Origin of the sequence: Pseudomonas donghuensis, from assembly GCF_000259195.1 — a bacterium.
Taxonomy (GTDB): domain Bacteria; phylum Pseudomonadota; class Gammaproteobacteria; order Pseudomonadales; family Pseudomonadaceae; genus Aquipseudomonas; species Aquipseudomonas donghuensis.
In genome coordinates this window covers 135,740-150,886 of sequence record NZ_JH650758.1, presented here as the reverse complement: position 1 = coordinate 150,886, position 15,147 = coordinate 135,740, and the positions used below count along the sequence as shown (strand labels likewise).

Here is a 15,147-nt window from a genome sequence, read left to right as displayed (position 1 = left end):
ACATGCGAATTCTCATCACCGGCGGGGCCGGCTTCATCGGTTCGGCGCTGGTGCGTCACCTGATCAACAATACCGAGCACGAAGTACTCAACCTGGACAAACTGACCTATGCCGGTAACCTGGAGTCGCTGACCAGCATCGCGACCAATACCCGCTACGAGTTCGTGCAGGCCGATATTGCCGATCAGGCAATCGTCAGCGGCGTGCTTGAGCGCTTCAAACCCCACGCAATCATGCACCTGGCCGCGGAGTCGCATGTTGACCGTTCGATCGACGGTCCTTCGGACTTTATCCACACCAATATCGTCGGCACCTACAGCCTGCTGGAGGCCACCCGCGCCTACTGGTTGACCCTGCCGGCCGATGAGCGCGCGGCATTCCGCTTCCATCACATTTCCACCGACGAAGTGTATGGCGACCTGCATGGCGTCGATGACCTGTTCACCGAAACCACGCCTTACGCGCCAAGTTCGCCGTACTCGGCAAGCAAGGCCGCGTCCGACCATCTGGTCCGGGCCTGGCAACGCACCTACGGTCTGCCGGTACTGGTGACCAACTGCTCGAACAACTACGGGCCGTTCCACTTCCCGGAAAAACTCATTCCGCTGGTAATCCTCAATGCTCTGGCTGGCAAACCGCTGCCTGTGTATGGCAACGGCCTGCAGGTGCGTGACTGGTTGTTCGTCGAGGACCACGCCCGCGCCCTGTTCAAGGTAGTGACCGAAGGCAAGGTGGGCGAGACCTACAACATTGGCGGGCATAACGAACAGAAGAACATCGATGTGGTCCGCGGCATTTGCGCACTGCTCGAAGAACTGGCGCCGCAACGTCCGGCGGGCATTGCCAACTATGCCGACCTGATCACCTACGTTCAGGATCGCCCTGGCCATGATCAGCGTTATGCGATCGACGCCAGCAAAATCGAACGTGAACTGGGCTGGGTCCCTGAAGAGACCTTCGAGACCGGCCTGCGCAAGACCGTACAGTGGTACCTGGACAACCTGGAGTGGTGCCAGCGGGTCCAGGACGGCAGTTATCAAGGCCAGCGCCTGGGCGCCAGCGAATTCAAGGATCTGATTGCATGACCAAAGGTATTGTCCTGGCGGGCGGCTCCGGCACCCGTCTGCATCCTATTACCCTGGGTGTTTCCAAACAGCTATTGCCGATCTACGACAAACCGATGATCTATTACCCGATCTCGGTATTGATGCTTGCCGGCATACGCGAAATCCTGCTGATCTCCACCCCACAGGATCTGCCGCAGTACAAGCAGCTGCTGGGTGACGGCAGCCAGTTCGGTATCGAGCTCAGCTATGCCGAACAGCCGTCTCCGGATGGCCTGGCACAGGCGTTCCTTATCGGCGAAGAATTCATCGGCGACGATTCGGTCTGCCTGATCCTGGGCGACAATATTTTCCATGGCCAGGGTTTCAGCGAACAACTGCTGCGCGCCATCAAACAGCCCTCCGGCGCTACCGTATTCGGCTATTGGGTCAAGGATCCTGAGCGCTTCGGCGTTGTCGACTTCGACCAGGATGGCCGTGCACTGTCCATCGAAGAGAAGCCGGCCAAACCCAAGTCCCACTACGCAGTTACCGGCCTGTACTTCTACGATAACGATGTGGTGAACATCGCCAAGAACGTCAAGCCTTCGCCACGTGGCGAGCTTGAGATCACTGACATCAACAATGCCTACCTGCAACGCGGCGACCTGCGAGTCGAGCGTTTCGGCCGCGGCTTCGCCTGGCTGGATACCGGAACTCACGACAGCTTGCTGGAAGCCTCACAATATGTGCAGACCATCGAGCACCGGCAAGGACTGAAAGTCGCCTGCCTGGAAGAAATTGCTTTTGAACATGGCTGGATCAACCGTGAACAATTGCTTGAGCGCGCCCAGGCGTTTGGCAAGACCGGGTATGGACAATACCTGTTCACGCTTGCCGGAGACCACCAATGACGTCAGGCGTGAACAACGCTTTGAACATCCTCATCAGCGGCCAACACGGCCAGGTATCCCGGGAACTGCAACAGCGCCTGGGCGACCTGGCGCAGTTGCATGTGCTGGGTCGTGACCAGCTCGACCTGGCCAACCCCGAAGGCATTCGTGAACGCGTACAGACGCTCAAACCCGACCTGATCATCAACGCCGCGGCCCATACCGCAGTCGACAAGGCCGAGAGCGAACCGGAACTGGCCTTCGCAATCAATGCCCGGGCACCGGGTATCTTTGCCGAAGAAGCCGCGAAGCTCGGTATCCCGCTGATCCACTACTCCACCGACTATGTGTTCGATGGTAGCAAGGACAGCCCCTACACCGAAGATGACGAGCCCAACCCGCTCGGCGTCTACGGGCGCAGCAAACTCGCCGGCGAGCAGGCGATTGCCGCAGTCGGCGGCCAGCACCTGATCCTGCGCACCAGCTGGGTGTATTCACGGCACGGGAGCAACTTTCTGCTGACCATGCAGCGCCTGCTGCAGGAAAAGCCAGAGTTGCGCATCGTCGCCGACCAGATCGGCGCGCCGACCTGGGCCGGCACCATCGCCATCAGCACCCGTGCCCTGATCGAGCGCTGGCAGGCTGGCCAGGCCGGTGCCTGGGGCACCTATCACCTGACCGCCCAAGGCGAGACATCCTGGTTCGGTTTCGCCCAGGCCATCGGCGAGCAACTCAAGGCCCAGGGCCTGCCTTGTGCCGAGTTGCTACCGATTCCTTCCAGCGATTACCCGACCCCGGCCCGCCGCCCGCTGAACTCGCGCCTCGATTGCAGTCGCCTGCAACGCGAGTGGCAGGTCAGCCAACCGCACTGGCAGCAGGCACTGATCGACTGCCTGAAGTAGCGCATAATGCGCCAGATCATTCTGGCGCAGTTGCGATGACCATGACCCCACCCGTTCCCCGCCGCCCTCGCTGGCGCAGCCTGGCCATACTCGCAGTGTGCCTGGCCCCATTGCTATGGCCGTTGCAGCATCTTGCCGAGCGCTATTACCAAGACGAACTGGCCGGGCAGAACCGCCAGACCCTCGATCTCTACGTGGCCAACCTGCTCGGTACCCTGCACCGCTACGAGACCCTGCCGCAGATCCTCGGTGACCTGCCGGCATTGCGCGCAGTGCTGGCCGACCCGCTGCGCCTGGAAACCCTGACCAACGCCAACCGTCTGCTCAAGGACATCGCCACCCAGACCGGCGCCGAAGTCATGTACCTGATGGACGCCAACGGCAATACCCTGGCCGCCTCCAACTGGGACAAACACGACAGTTTCGTCGGTCGCAATTTCGCCTTTCGCCCATATTTCAGCGAAGCCATCGCCGGGCGTCTGGGACGCTTCTTCGGCCAGGGCACCACCTCGGCCAAGCGCGGCTACTTTTTCGCCGCCGCCGTGCGCGACCGCGACCGGGTGATCGGCGCGCTGGTGGTCAAGGTTGACCTTGACCATACCGAAACCCTCTGGGGCAAGACCCCGGAACAGCTGCTGCTGACCGACCACAACGGCGTGGTGATCCTCACGTCGCGTCCCGACTGGCGTTTCCGTGCCACCCGGCCCCTGACCGATGCCGAACGCGCAGCCATTGTCGCCATCCAACCCTACCCGACCCAGTCGCCCAAGCCGCTGACCCTCGACCCCAAGGCCTGGCTGACCCAGACCCAGGCCATCGAGGAAACCGGCTGGCAGGTCAGCATCCTCGCTCCGCGCACCCTGATCGACCGCTCGGTACGCACCGTGGTTGCCATTGGCGGTGCCACCTTGCTGGTGCTGATGCTGCTGCTAGGGCTGATCATGCAGCGCCGCCGGCATTACATGGACCGCATCGACTTCGAGGCCCATGGCCGCCAGGAACTGGAAAAACGGGTGATCGAACGTACCGCCGACCTCGAAGGCCTCAACAGCCGCCTGAAGGAGGAAGTACTGGAACGTGAACAGGCCCAGCAGGAGCTGGTACGCGCTCAGGACGAACTGGTGCAGGCCGGCAAGCTATCGGTGCTGGGCACCATGTCGGCGAGCATCAGCCACGAACTCAACCAGCCGCTGGCGGCGATCCGCAGCTATGCCGAAAACGCCGAGATCCTGCTCGACCACCAGCGCACCGACGATGCCCGCAGCAACCTCAAGCTGATCAGCGAGCTGACCGGGCGTATGGCCTCGATCATCGCCCACCTGCGCGCCTTCGCCCGCCGCGACCGCCATGCCCCAGAGAGCGTAGCCCTGCAGCCGGCCTTGGACGATGCCCTGGCGCTGCTGGCCAAGCGCCGCCGAGCCATGGCCGTGGAGCTGGTGCGCGACCTGCCCGAGGCCACCCTGTGGGTGCAGGCCGGCGAAACCCGCCTGCGCCAGGTGCTCGGCAACCTGCTGGCCAATGCCCTCGACGCCCTGACCGAAAAGGCCAACCCGCGCAAGCTGTGGCTCAGTGCCGAACAGCGCGATGGCAACGTCTACCTGTACATTCGCGACAACGGGCCGGGCTTTACCAGCCAGGCCCTGGCCCGCGCCCGCGAGCCGTTTTTCACCACCAAGACGCGCACCCAGGGCCTTGGCCTTGGCTTGGCGATCTGCGATACCTTGATGCGTGCACTGGGCGGCGAGCTGCTGCTGGGCAACCACCCTGAAGGCGGTGCCCTGCTCACCCTGCAGCTACGCATCGCCAAGCCCGGCGCTACACTACCTACTTCGGAGGACCCATCGGCATGACGACCGAGCCGCTCATCGACAGCCGCACGCAGGTGATTCTGGTCGACGACGACCCGCACCTGCGCCAGGCCCTGAGCCAGACCCTCGACCTTGCCGGGCTGAAGATCCTGCCGCTGACCGACGCCCAGGGCCTGGCCGGGCGAATCGAGCGCGACTGGCCGGGCGTGGTGGTCAGCGATATCCGCATGCCCGGTATCGACGGCCTGGAGCTGCTGCAGCAGCTTCACACCCAGGACCCGGAACTGCCGGTGCTGCTGATCACCGGCCATGGCGACGTGCCGCTGGCCGTGCAGGCCATGCGCGCCGGGGCCTATGATTTTCTGGAAAAACCCTTCGCCAGCGATGCGCTGCTCGACAGTGTGCGTCGTGCCCTGGCCCTGCGCCGCCTGGTGTTGGACAACCGCAGCCTGCGCCTGGCCCTGAGCGATCGCCAGGAGCTGAGCACGCGCCTGGTCGGCCACTCGGCACCGATGCTGCGCCTGCGCGAGCAGATCGGTGCCTTGGCCGGCACCCGCGCCGACGTACTGATCCTTGGCGAGACGGGCGCCGGCAAAGAAGTTGTCGCTCGCGCCCTGCACGATTTGTCGAGCCGCCGTGATGGCCCGTTCGTGGCAATCAATGCCGGCGCCCTGGCCGAATCGGTAGTCGAAAGCGAGCTGTTCGGCCACGAGCCGGGGGCGTTCACCGGAGCGCAGAAGCGCCGTATCGGCAAGTTCGAATTCGCCAATGGCGGTACGCTGTTCCTCGATGAAATCGAAAGCATGAGCCTGGATGTACAGGTCAAACTGCTGCGCCTGTTGCAGGAGCGGGTCGTCGAACGCCTGGGCGGCAACCAGCTGATCCCGCTGGATATCCGCATCATCGCTGCGACCAAGGAAGACCTGCGCCAGGCCGCCGACCAGGGGCGCTTTCGTGCCGACCTGTACTACCGCCTGAACGTTGCACCGCTGCGCATTCCGCCACTGCGCGAGCGTGGCGAAGACATTCTGGTGCTGTTCCAGCACTTTGCCGAAGCCGCCGGCGAGCGCCATGGCCTGCCGGTGCCCCCGCTGCAACCGACGCACCGGGCGCTGCTGCTGCGCCATGAATGGCCGGGTAACGTGCGCGAGCTGCAAAACGCCGCCGAGCGCTTCGCCCTGGGCCTTGAACTGGCGCTGGACGGTGACGTGCCGCCAGCCGCCGACGATCCCACGCCAAGCACTGGCAGCGCTAACCTCAGCGAACAAGTCGAGCAGTTCGAACGCTCGCTGATCGCCGCCGAACTGGCACGCTCGCACAGCTCCCTGCGCAGCCTGGCCGAAGCCCTCGGTATCCCGCGCAAGACGCTGCACGACAAGCTGCGCAAACACGGCCTGAGCTTCGCCGACAGTCACCAAAACAGCGATGACCTGGAGGACAACCGTTCATGAGCGCGGACAGCCATTACCTTGAATCAGTGCTGCACAGTGACATCCCGCTGACCCGCCAGATGGGCCTGCAGGTCCTCGACTGGCAGCAGCATTGCCTGCGCCTGCAGCTGCCGCTGGAGGCCAACGTCAATCACAAGAGCACCATGTTCGGCGGCAGCCTGTACTGCGCCGCGGTGCTGGTCGGCTGGGGCTGGTTGCACCTGAGGTTGCGTGAAGCGGGGATCGATGACGGCCATATCGTCATCCACGAAGGCCAGATCAGCTATCCGCTGCCGGTCACTGGCGCGGCCATCGCCACCTGCGCAGCGCCGGACGAGAAAGTCTGGGCGCGCTTCATCGCCACCTATCAGCGCCGTGGCCGGGCGCGCCTGAACCTGCACACCCAGGTCAGCAATGCCGGCAGCAGCGAGGCTGCCGTGCAGTTCAGCGGTCAGTACGTGCTACACCGCTAGGGCTTGCTGCAACAGCTTGTCGCGCCACGGCGCGGCAGCTGGCAAGGCCAGGAAGAACGGGTTGAGCAAGGAATCGCGCGGCGGGTAGACGAAGGCCTGGCCATCGAGGCCGAGCACTTCACCGCCGGCGCCTTCCAACACCCCTTGCGCCGCAGCGGTATCCCACTGCGAAGTGGGGGCCAGACGCGGGTAGCAATCGGCCGCACCTTCGGCCAACAGGCAGAATTTCAGCGAGCTGCCGATATTGGCCAGCTCCAGCTCCCCCACGGCCAGGCTCAAGCCCGCCAGCAAGGCTTCCTGTTGCGGGCTCGAATGACGCCGGCTGGCGACCACGGTAAAGCGCTCACCCGCAGGCGGTGCCGTGCGCACGTTGATGACTTCAGGTACACCGGCGGCTGCTTCGAGCCAGGCGCCAAGGCCTTTGCCACCGTAATAACAGCGGCCATTGGTGGGAATTGCCACTACGCCAAACACCACCCGCCCCTGCTCGATCAGGGCGATGTTGACAGTGAACTCTTCAGTGCCGGCGATGAATTCCTTGGTGCCATCCAGCGGATCGACCAGCCACCAGCGCTGCCAGCCTTGCCGTTCACTCAGGGGGATGTTGCAGTCTTCTTCAGACAGCACCGGGATTTCCGGGGCCAGCACGCGCAGGCCTTGGGCAATGACCTCATGGGCCGCCAGGTCGGCTGCAGTGACCGGCGACTCATCGGCCTTGGCCGTCACCGCCACGTCGGCGCGCCAGTACGGCAGGATCGCCTTGCCCGCCTGGCGGGCCAGTTCCACCACCTGCTGCATCAGGGCAATGTCGCTCATACCGGGAATACCCCACGCTGGCTCAGCAAATCACGCACCAGGTACAGCGCCGCCAAGGCCCGGCCTTCGGAAAACTGCGGATGCTGGGCCAGGGCCGACAGCTCGCGCAGGTTGATCTTGTCGACGCGCATCGGCTCCGGCTCGTCGCCTTCCAGGCGCTCCTCGTAGAGGTCGGTGGCCAGCACTACCTGAATCTTCTGGCTCATGTAGCCAGGCGAAAGCGACAGCTCGGTCAGGTGCTCAAGCTGACGGGCGCCATACCCGGCTTCTTCCTTGAGCTCCCGGTCAGCCGCCGCCAGCACGTCTTCACCCGGCTCGATCAAGCCCTTGGGCAATGACAGTTCATACTCGTCAGTACCGCCGCAGTACTCTTCCACCAGCAGCGCATGCTCGGCATCGAGCATCGCCACGACCATCACCGCGCCATAACCGTTACCGCGCCCGACCAGGCGTTCGTAAGTGCGCTCAGCACCGTTGGCGAAGCGCAGCTGCACGGCTTCGACGCGGAACAGGCGGCTGCTGGCGACGATCTCGCGAGAGAGGACGGTGGGTTTCTGGCGCATGGGGCGGCTCCTTGGCGTGAACGGGTTACTATACCGTGGCTTGCCCGGCCGCTGCCTCCTGACTGTTCGAGAATTTCATATGCCCGTTTTAGCCTGGTCCACCATCGATACCGTCCTGCTGGACATGGACGGCACCCTGCTCGACCTGCACTTCGACAACCACTTCTGGCTCGAGCAACTGCCGCAGCGCTACGCCGAGCTGCACGGCATCAGCCGGGCCATGGCCGAGCTTGAATTGCAGCCATTGTTCGAGCAACACGCCGGCTCGCTGAACTGGTACTGCCTGGACTTCTGGAGCCGCGAGCTGAACTTCTCGGTGCGCGAGCTCAAGCTTGAGACCGCCCACCTGATCGCCTTGCGTCCAGATGCCGATACGTTCCTGCAGGCGATCAAGCAGGCCGGCAAGCGGGTAATCCTGATCACCAACGCCCATCGCGATTCGCTGTCGTTGAAACTGGAACGGGTGGAGCTGGCACCCTACTTCGAGCGCCTGATCAGCTCCCATGACTACGGCTACCCCAAGGAGAACCCACAGTTCTGGAGCGCCCTTGAGGCCGATATCGGCTTCAGCCCGCAACGCAGCCTGTTTATCGACGACACCTTGTCGATCCTGCGCAGTGCCCGCGACTTCGGCGTGGCGCACCTGCTTGCGGTGCGCCAGCCGGACAGCCGCAAAGGGCCTCGGGATACCGAAGAGTTCGCTGCGGTGGAAGACTACCGGGCGTTGCTCGAAGGGTTGTGATTACTCGGGAATGCGCAGGGTCTGGCCCGGGTAGATTTTGTCCGGGTGACTGAGCAGCGGCTTGTTGGCGTCGAAAATCTTGTTGTACAGGTTGGCATTGCCGTACACCGCCAACGAGATGGCACTGAGGGTGTCGCCTTTCTTCACCACGACAAAACGGGCTGCAGCCACAACCGGGCCGGTGACGGTGATCTGATCATCCACCGAAGCCACACCGGCAATGTTGCCCACCGCCAGCAGGATCTTCTCTTTCTCTTCCTGGCTGCTGACTTCGCCAGTCAGGGTAACCTTGTCACCGTCGACGGTGGCCTGAACGTTCGGGTTACCCAGCCCGACCTTCGCCACATGCGCCTTCAACTGCTCGCTGGCATTGGCATTACCCGGGGTCAACAGGTCGATGAGTTTCTCGCCTGCTTCTTTGACGAAACTGAAAATGCTCATGCCGCTCTCCTTGGTGATGAATCTCGGAGCCTGGAGTCTAGGACAGGTTAGAATGCTTCGCCTGCTTTGCGCCGTGGAGCGACGATGGACATCAAACAACTCAAATTCCTCATCGCCCTGGATGAAACCCGCCACTTCGGCCAAGCCGCCGCGCGCTGCCACGTGACCCAGCCAACCCTGTCGATGCGCCTGCGCAATCTCGAACAGGAACTGGACCTCGCCCTGGTCAATCGCGGCCAGCGCTTCGAGGGCTTTACCGCCCAGGGCGAACGGGTACTGGCCTGGGCCCGCTCGGTAATCGCCGCCTACGACGGCCTGAATGCCGAAGCTGCCGCTTGTCGCGGCCACTTGGTCGGCACCTTGCGCCTGGGCGTGGTACCGCTGTCGAGCTTCGATCCCCTGCCGCTGCTGCGGCGCATGCACCAGCAGCATCCGGAACTGCGCTTTGAACTCAGCGCCCTGAGCTCCGAGCAGATCCTCGAACAGCTGACCAGCAACCAGCTGGACCTGGGCGTGTCGTACCTGGATCGCCTCGATCATGAACGCTTCCAGTCGCTGCCGCTGGGCGAGACGCGCATGGGGCTTTTATATGATCCAGATCATTTCTGCTTCGACGACCACCCCCTAAGCTGGCAACAGCTGACCGAACTGCCGCTGGGGTTGCTTACCGCCGGCATGCATTTTCGCCAGTCGATCGACCACAACTTCCACAGCCGTGGCCTGACACCGCAGCTGTTGCTGCAGACCGATGCCGTCCATCAGTTGGCCCAGGCCGTCAGCGGAGGCCTGTGTTGTGCCATCATGCCGTTGGCGGCCGGCCTGGAAGTGCTCACCGAACGGCTGCGCCTGCAACCGATCGAACAGGCCTGCACCCTGGCGCCACTGGGCCTGATCATGCGCCGCACGGCGCCACGCTCGGCCCTGGCCGAGGTGTGCCTGGCACAATATCAAGCGCTGCAAGGCGAGGGTTGATCGACGCCGTCTATCAAGGCATCAGCATTAGCGATTAGACGATACCCGAGCGCAAGCCTAGGCTTAAAGCTGAACAGCCGCCGGTACCTCTGCTGATGAGCACAAAACCCCCGGCCTGTGCGGCGTCCACCCCGCTTGTGACTGCGCCCGCGGCCAGCAATACCTACGACTACTGCCACCTTACCGACGACAGCCAGGCGCACACTGCACTGGCCGAAGAAGTCGCCCTGGCGATTGCCTACAACGGTATCAGCCAGGCAGTGATGCTGGTCAGCCCCACCGACCTCGAAGACTTTATCGTCGGTTTCAGCATCGGCAGCGGCATCATTGCTTCGGCCAATGAGATCTACGACGTCAAGTTCACCAGCACTGGTTCGGCCATACACGCCGACGTCGAGATCGCCAACCGCGCCTTCTGGAACCTCAAGACCCAGCGCCGGCAACTGGCCGGCACCAGCGGCTGCGGCCTGTGCGGCGTGGAAGCGGTGGAGCAGGCCCTGCCCGACCTTGCCGTGTTGCCGGGCGCGCCGCTGCCACCTGCGCAATGGCTCGCGGGCCTGCGCCAGCGCATGGATGCCTTCCAGCCCCTGGGCCAGCACTGCGGTGCGGTACATGCGGCATTGTTCATGAACAATCAGGGGGAAATCCTCCTGGGTCGCGAAGACATCGGCCGGCACAACGCCCTCGACAAGCTGATCGGCGCCTTGGTCCGCCAGCACCTGAGCCTCGACGGCGGCCTGGCAATCGTTACCAGCCGCTGCAGCCTGGAGCTGATCCAGAAAGTACTACGCGCCGGCATCCAGACCCTGGTCAGCCTGTCCTCGCCCACCGGCCTCGCCCTGCAGTGGGCGCGGCGGCACAACCTCAACCTTATTCACCTGCCCAAACACAGCGCGCCACGGGTGTTCAGCCCCGTGCGGGAGAACAGAACGTGAGCCTGCATCACCAAGCCGATCAGAAGCCTGTCCCTCGCTATAAACCCTACAACGGTGCTGCTGGCGGCTGGGGCGCACTGCGCAGCGTGGCCCAGGCCTGGATCGGCAGCGACAACGCCCTGAAGAACATTCGCGCGCTGCTCAAGACCAACCAGAACGGCGGTTTCGACTGTCCCGGCTGCGCCTGGGGCGACTCGCCGGAAAGCGGCATGGTCAAGTTCTGCGAGAACGGCGCCAAAGCAGTGAACTGGGAAGCGACCAAACGCCGGGTCGATGCGCCATTCTTCGCCCGCCACAGCGTCACCTCGTTACTGGCCCAGAGCGACTACTGGCTCGAATACCAGGGCCGGCTGACCGAACCGATGGTCTACGACGCCAGTACCGACCGCTACACACCCATCGACTGGGACAGTGCCTTTGCCCTGATCGCCAAGCACCTGCAACAGCTTGAAAGCCCCGACCAGGCTGAGTTCTATACCTCTGGCCGGGCCAGCAACGAAGCGGCCTACCTGTATCAGCTGTTCGTCCGTGCCTATGGCACCAACAACTTCCCGGACTGCTCGAACATGTGCCACGAAGCCAGTGGCGTGGCCCTGGGGCAGAGTGTCGGGGTTGGCAAGGGCACGGTGACGTTCGACGATTTCGAGCATGCCGATGCGATCTTCGTCTGGGGCCAGAACCCCGGCACCAACCACCCGCGCATGCTCGAACCGCTGCGTGAAGCGGTCAAGCGCGGTGCCCAGGTGGTGTGCATCAACCCGCTCAAGGAACGCGGCCTGGAGCGCTTCCAGCACCCGCAGCACCCGCTGGAGATGCTCACCAACGGCGACCGCCCGACCAACACTGCCTACTTGCGCCCGGCTCTGGGCGGCGACATGGCGGTACTGCGCGGCATGGCCAAGTTCCTCTTGCAGTGGGAGCGCGAAGCCCAGGCCAGCAATGCCCCGGCGATTTTCGACCACGATTTTCTCAACCAGCACACCCAGGACGTCCTGGCTTACCTGGCAGCGGTCGACGCCACCTCCTGGGAGCAGATCAGCGCACAATCAGGCCTGACCCTGGCCGAGATCGAGTACGCCGCGCGCATGTACTGCAAGGCCAAAAAAGTCATCATGTGCTGGGCCATGGGCATCACCCAGCATCGCCATTCGGTGGCGACCATCCAGGAAATCGCCAACCTCATGCTCCTGCGCGGCAACCTCGGCGTACCCGGCGCCGGCCTGTGCCCGGTGCGCGGCCATAGCAACGTGCAGGGCGACCGCACCATGGGCATCAACGAGCGGCCACCAGTGGCCCTGCTCGATGCCCTGGAACGCCGCTTCGGCTTCAAGGTGCCGCGCCATAATGGCCACAACACGGTCGAAGCGATCCGCGCCATGGCCGACGGCCAGGCCAAGGTGTTCATCGCTCTGGGCGGCAACTTTGCCCAGGCCACCCCGGACACCGAGCGTACCGCCCAGGCCCTGCGCAACTGCGAGCTGACCGTGCAGATCAGCACCAAGCTCAACCGTAGCCATCTGCTGCATGGCAAGCAGGCGCTGATTCTGCCGTGCCTGGGGCGCACCGATATCGACCTGCAGGGCGAAGGCCCGCAGGCCGTGACCGTGGAAGACTCGTTCAGCATGGTCCACGCCTCCAACGGCCAGTTGCAGCCGCTGTCGCGGCAGATGCGCTCGGAGCCTGCAGTGATTGCCGGGATTGCCAATGCCACCCTCGGCGCCAGACCGGTGGACTGGAACTGGCTGATCGCCGATTACGCACGGATCCGCGACCTGATCGACCAGACCATCCCAGGCTTTGAGAGCTTCAACCAGCGCCTGGAGCATCCGGGCGGTTTCTACCTGGGCAACAGCGCCGGCCAACGGCAATGGAAGACCAGCAGCGGTCGGGCCAACTTCAAGGCCAATGCCCTGCCCGCTGACCTGCTGCACGAGCGCGTGCGCGCCAGCGGCCAGGTACCGGACCTGATCATGCAGTCGATGCGTTCCCACGATCAGTACAACACCACTATCTATGGCCTGGATGACCGTTACCGTGGAGTGAAGGGCCAACGCAACGTACTGTTCGTCAACGAAGCCGACATCATCCGCCTGGGCTTCCACCCCGGCGACAAGGCCGATATCGTCTCGCTGTGGAGTGATGGCCGCGAGCGTCGGGTCAAGGGCTTCACGTTGCTGGCCTTTGATATCCCGGCCGGTCAGGCGGCGGCCTACTATCCGGAAGTGAACCCGCTGGTGCCGCTGGAAAGCGTTGGCGATGGCAGCCATACGCCGACCTCGAAGTTCGTTGCGATAAAGCTGCAACCTGCCAGCGACAACGCCCGGATCCTCTGACAGAATCGGCGGCAAACAGGCACAAAAAAGGCCCTGACATCACTGTCGGGGCCTCGTTCCAAGTAAGCTCAGACAAGCGAAAATCAATAAAGTTTCACAGTTAAAACAGTAACTTAGAAAATTGTGTACAACTCGTGTTACTCGTCGGATTTCGTTTGCCAGCCCCCCTCTGCGGCCTCAGGATCGCGGCGTCATCCCTATGAGGCTCTCTTGATGAAGTACTCCTCGATTCTGTTGTTGTCTCTTGGCCTGCTCAGCGGCGTTGCCTCGGCAGGTGGCACCACCGAAGCCGGTATTGGCGGCGCATTGGGTGGGGTACTGGGCTCGGTGGTCGGTCAGTCGATCGGCGGCAGTACCGGCTCGGCGATCGGCGCGGGCCTGGGCGGCGCAGCCGGCAGTGCCGTGGGTGCCGACAAGCGCCAGCGTGGTGAAGCCGCAATCGGCGGTGCCCTGGGCGCAGCCGGCGGTAACGTTGTAGGCCGCAGCATGGGCGGCACCACGGGCAGCTACATTGGCGCAGCCGCAGGCGGTGGTGCCGGTGGCGCGCTGGGTAACTACATGGGCAACAGAGCCGATGAAGACGACCGCGATGACCGTCGCTACCGTCGCGGCTACGACGACCGTCGTTACTACGACCGTGGCCATCACTACGGGCACCGCAAGCACAAAAGGCACTGGCGTCACGACTAAGCCATTTCGGGCTTAAGCCAAACTCCTAGTCCCTGCCCTCACGGGCAGGGATCGCTGCAACACCCCGCACGTTACCGATCAAGCCTTGCAGGCCGATCCTGCGGCCAGTCCAGGCAGGCCCTGCTTCCCCTTCTCCTTGTCAGCTTCCCGCGACCTAGGGGCAACCCCGATTCAGGCGGATATAGCCAGTAGCTATCATCGGCCGTTCCCAATCAGCCAATGGACGCAGGGAATGCGCATCTATCACGCAAAGACGGCCCGATTGCCCAGTGCACGAGGGGTGTGAGATGCCAGCCGACAGCCGCCCTCCGATGCTGAGTGAAGCCCAGTTCCTGCGCTTTCGCACCCTGGTCAGCCAGCGCTCTGGCGTGTTCCTCGCCGCCGACCGCCGTGCGGCTGTGGCTGCCCGCCTGGGAAAGCGCCTGCGGCATTTGCAACTGACCTCCTTCGAACAGTATCTGCAACTGATCGAGCAGCCCGATCAACATCAGGAACAGCAGCAGGTACTCGACTTGCTGATTGCCCGGGACACCTACTTCTTTCGCGAACACCGCCATTTCGAATGCCTTGCCCAATGGCTGCGCGACATGCCACGGCCGCTGAGGCTCTGGAGCGCTGCCTGCGCCTCGGGCGAAGAAGCCTACAGCCTGGCCATGGTTGCCAGCGAACACGCCGTCAACGACGACTGGAGCGTGCTGGCCAGCGACATCAGCCCCCATCTGCTACAGCAGGCAGCCGAAGGCATCTACGACGTCTCCCAGGCCCGTTACTTCCCTGAAGGCTGGTTGCAACGTTACTGCCTGTGCGGCGTCGGCGAGATGGCCGGGCGCATGCGCATGGCGGCCACCTTGCAGGAGCGGTTGACGTTTCGCCAGATCAACCTGATCCAGCCACTGCCCGCTGACCTGGGCCTGTTCGACGGGATTTTTCTGCGCAATCTGCTGACCTATTTCAGTCAGGATGAGAAACAGCGCGTGGTTCAACGTTTGCTGGCTTGCCTGCGCCCGGGCGGCCTGCTGCTGATCGGACATAGCGAGAACATCCATGGCCTCGACCTGCCACTGCGGCCGATCCTGCCATCGGTGTTCGAACGCCTATGATGGCCT

General features: G+C 63.4%; 15 protein-coding genes. 12 read left to right on the top strand and 3 right to left on the bottom strand.

Translation table 11 applies throughout. The features are described 5' to 3' along the window. The first annotated feature begins 2 nt into the window (after window positions 1-2). The 6 genes from rfbB to UW3_RS0105290 are packed head-to-tail and all read left to right on the top strand — an operon-like array spanning window position 3 to window position 6,549. Window positions 3-1,085, top strand: coding sequence for a dTDP-glucose 4,6-dehydratase (gene rfbB, locus UW3_RS0105315; RefSeq protein WP_010221256.1), 1,083 nt, complete (start codon window positions 3-5; stop codon window positions 1,083-1,085). Next, on the top strand, window positions 1,082-1,957 hold the full coding sequence (gene rfbA, locus UW3_RS0105310; protein WP_010221255.1) for a glucose-1-phosphate thymidylyltransferase RfbA: 876 nt from the start codon (window positions 1,082-1,084) through the stop codon (window positions 1,955-1,957). The genes rfbB and rfbA overlap by 4 nt, the downstream gene beginning before the upstream one ends. Before the next feature lie 8 nt (window positions 1,958-1,965). Next, window positions 1,966-2,838: a dTDP-4-dehydrorhamnose reductase gene (rfbD, locus tag UW3_RS0105305; protein ID WP_237716723.1), complete on the top strand. Its 873-nt coding sequence runs from the start codon at window positions 1,966-1,968 to the stop codon at window positions 2,836-2,838. Between the two features lie 35 nt (window positions 2,839-2,873). Next, window positions 2,874-4,688 (top strand): sensor histidine kinase, encoded by a 1,815-nt coding sequence (locus tag UW3_RS0105300; RefSeq protein ID WP_010221253.1) that lies wholly within the window; start codon window positions 2,874-2,876, stop codon window positions 4,686-4,688. Then, entirely contained in the window at window positions 4,685-6,097 is a 1,413-nt protein-coding gene (locus UW3_RS0105295; RefSeq protein ID WP_010221252.1) for a sigma-54-dependent transcriptional regulator, read from the top strand. The genes UW3_RS0105300 and UW3_RS0105295 overlap by 4 nt, the downstream gene beginning before the upstream one ends. Then, complete coding sequence (locus UW3_RS0105290) at window positions 6,094-6,549, top strand: YiiD C-terminal domain-containing protein (protein ID WP_010221251.1); 456 nt, start codon at window positions 6,094-6,096, stop codon at window positions 6,547-6,549. The genes UW3_RS0105295 and UW3_RS0105290 overlap by 4 nt, the downstream gene beginning before the upstream one ends. Here the strand turns inward: UW3_RS0105290 and cysQ are convergent. Then, the gene (gene cysQ / locus UW3_RS0105285) at window positions 6,538-7,365 is read right to left on the bottom strand and encodes a 3'(2'),5'-bisphosphate nucleotidase CysQ (RefSeq protein WP_010221250.1); all 828 of its coding nucleotides are present in this window, start codon (window positions 7,363-7,365) and stop codon (window positions 6,538-6,540) included. The two genes, UW3_RS0105290 and cysQ, sit on opposite strands and share 12 nt — an antisense overlap. Next, the gene (nudE, locus tag UW3_RS0105280; protein WP_010221249.1) at window positions 7,362-7,928 is read right to left on the bottom strand and encodes an ADP compounds hydrolase NudE; all 567 of its coding nucleotides are present in this window, start codon (window positions 7,926-7,928) and stop codon (window positions 7,362-7,364) included. Before nudE ends, cysQ begins: the two co-directional genes overlap by 4 nt. A 79-nt stretch (window positions 7,929-8,007) precedes the next feature. Between nudE and yrfG the strand changes: the two genes are divergently transcribed. Next, window positions 8,008-8,670, top strand: coding sequence for a GMP/IMP nucleotidase (yrfG, locus tag UW3_RS0105275; RefSeq protein WP_010221248.1), 663 nt, complete (start codon window positions 8,008-8,010; stop codon window positions 8,668-8,670). Here the strand turns inward: yrfG and lysM are convergent, their stop codons facing one another. Beyond that, window positions 8,671-9,111, bottom strand: coding sequence for a peptidoglycan-binding protein LysM (gene lysM, locus UW3_RS0105270; protein WP_010221247.1), 441 nt, complete (start codon window positions 9,109-9,111; stop codon window positions 8,671-8,673). An 84-nt stretch (window positions 9,112-9,195) separates the two neighbouring features. On the opposite strand from lysM, the gene UW3_RS0105265 reads away from it, so the two are divergent. From UW3_RS0105265 to UW3_RS0105245, 5 genes are all read left to right on the top strand, one after another. Next, window positions 9,196-10,083 carry a LysR family transcriptional regulator gene (locus UW3_RS0105265; protein ID WP_010221246.1) on the top strand — a complete coding sequence of 296 codons (888 nt, stop codon included), beginning with the start codon at window positions 9,196-9,198 and terminating at the stop codon, window positions 10,081-10,083. A 95-nt stretch (window positions 10,084-10,178) separates the two neighbouring features. Then, the gene (gene fdhD, locus UW3_RS0105260) at window positions 10,179-11,018 is read left to right on the top strand and encodes a formate dehydrogenase accessory sulfurtransferase FdhD (RefSeq protein ID WP_010221245.1); all 840 of its coding nucleotides are present in this window, start codon (window positions 10,179-10,181) and stop codon (window positions 11,016-11,018) included. Further along, a complete protein-coding gene (locus UW3_RS0105255; RefSeq protein ID WP_010221244.1) occupies window positions 11,015-13,351 on the top strand; it encodes an FdhF/YdeP family oxidoreductase in 2,337 nt (778 codons plus the stop codon). Before fdhD ends, UW3_RS0105255 begins: the two co-directional genes overlap by 4 nt. A gap of 210 nt (window positions 13,352-13,561) precedes the next feature. Further along, window positions 13,562-14,041, top strand: a complete 480-nt coding sequence (locus UW3_RS0105250; RefSeq protein WP_026001198.1) for a glycine zipper domain-containing protein — start codon at window positions 13,562-13,564, stop codon at window positions 14,039-14,041. A gap of 287 nt (window positions 14,042-14,328) precedes the next feature. Continuing rightward, window positions 14,329-15,141, top strand: a complete 813-nt coding sequence (locus tag UW3_RS0105245) for a CheR family methyltransferase (protein ID WP_010221242.1) — start codon at window positions 14,329-14,331, stop codon at window positions 15,139-15,141. Window positions 15,142-15,147: the final 6 nt, after the last annotated feature.

What these genes read in the sequence shown, in the direction of transcription:
- yrfG (WP_010221248.1), top strand. Translation starts at nt 8,008, where the DNA reads ATGCCCGTTTTAGCCTGGTCCACCATCGATACCGTCCTGCTGGACATG.
- UW3_RS0105295 (WP_010221252.1), top strand. Translation starts at nt 4,685, where the DNA reads ATGACGACCGAGCCGCTCATCGACAGCCGCACGCAGGTGATTCTGGTC.
- rfbB (WP_010221256.1), top strand. Translation starts at nt 3, where the DNA reads ATGCGAATTCTCATCACCGGCGGGGCCGGCTTCATCGGTTCGGCGCTG.
- UW3_RS0105300 (WP_010221253.1), top strand. Translation starts at nt 2,874, where the DNA reads ATGACCATGACCCCACCCGTTCCCCGCCGCCCTCGCTGGCGCAGCCTG.
- UW3_RS0105265 (WP_010221246.1), top strand. Translation starts at nt 9,196, where the DNA reads ATGGACATCAAACAACTCAAATTCCTCATCGCCCTGGATGAAACCCGC.
- UW3_RS0105245 (WP_010221242.1), top strand. Translation starts at nt 14,329, where the DNA reads ATGCCAGCCGACAGCCGCCCTCCGATGCTGAGTGAAGCCCAGTTCCTG.
- cysQ (WP_010221250.1), bottom strand. Translation starts at nt 7,365, where the DNA reads ATGAGCGACATTGCCCTGATGCAGCAGGTGGTGGAACTGGCCCGCCAG.
- rfbA (WP_010221255.1), top strand. Translation starts at nt 1,082, where the DNA reads ATGACCAAAGGTATTGTCCTGGCGGGCGGCTCCGGCACCCGTCTGCAT.
- fdhD (WP_010221245.1), top strand. Translation starts at nt 10,179, where the DNA reads ATGAGCACAAAACCCCCGGCCTGTGCGGCGTCCACCCCGCTTGTGACT.
- UW3_RS0105290 (WP_010221251.1), top strand. Translation starts at nt 6,094, where the DNA reads ATGAGCGCGGACAGCCATTACCTTGAATCAGTGCTGCACAGTGACATC.
- lysM (WP_010221247.1), bottom strand. Translation starts at nt 9,111, where the DNA reads ATGAGCATTTTCAGTTTCGTCAAAGAAGCAGGCGAGAAACTCATCGAC.
- nudE (WP_010221249.1), bottom strand. Translation starts at nt 7,928, where the DNA reads ATGCGCCAGAAACCCACCGTCCTCTCTCGCGAGATCGTCGCCAGCAGC.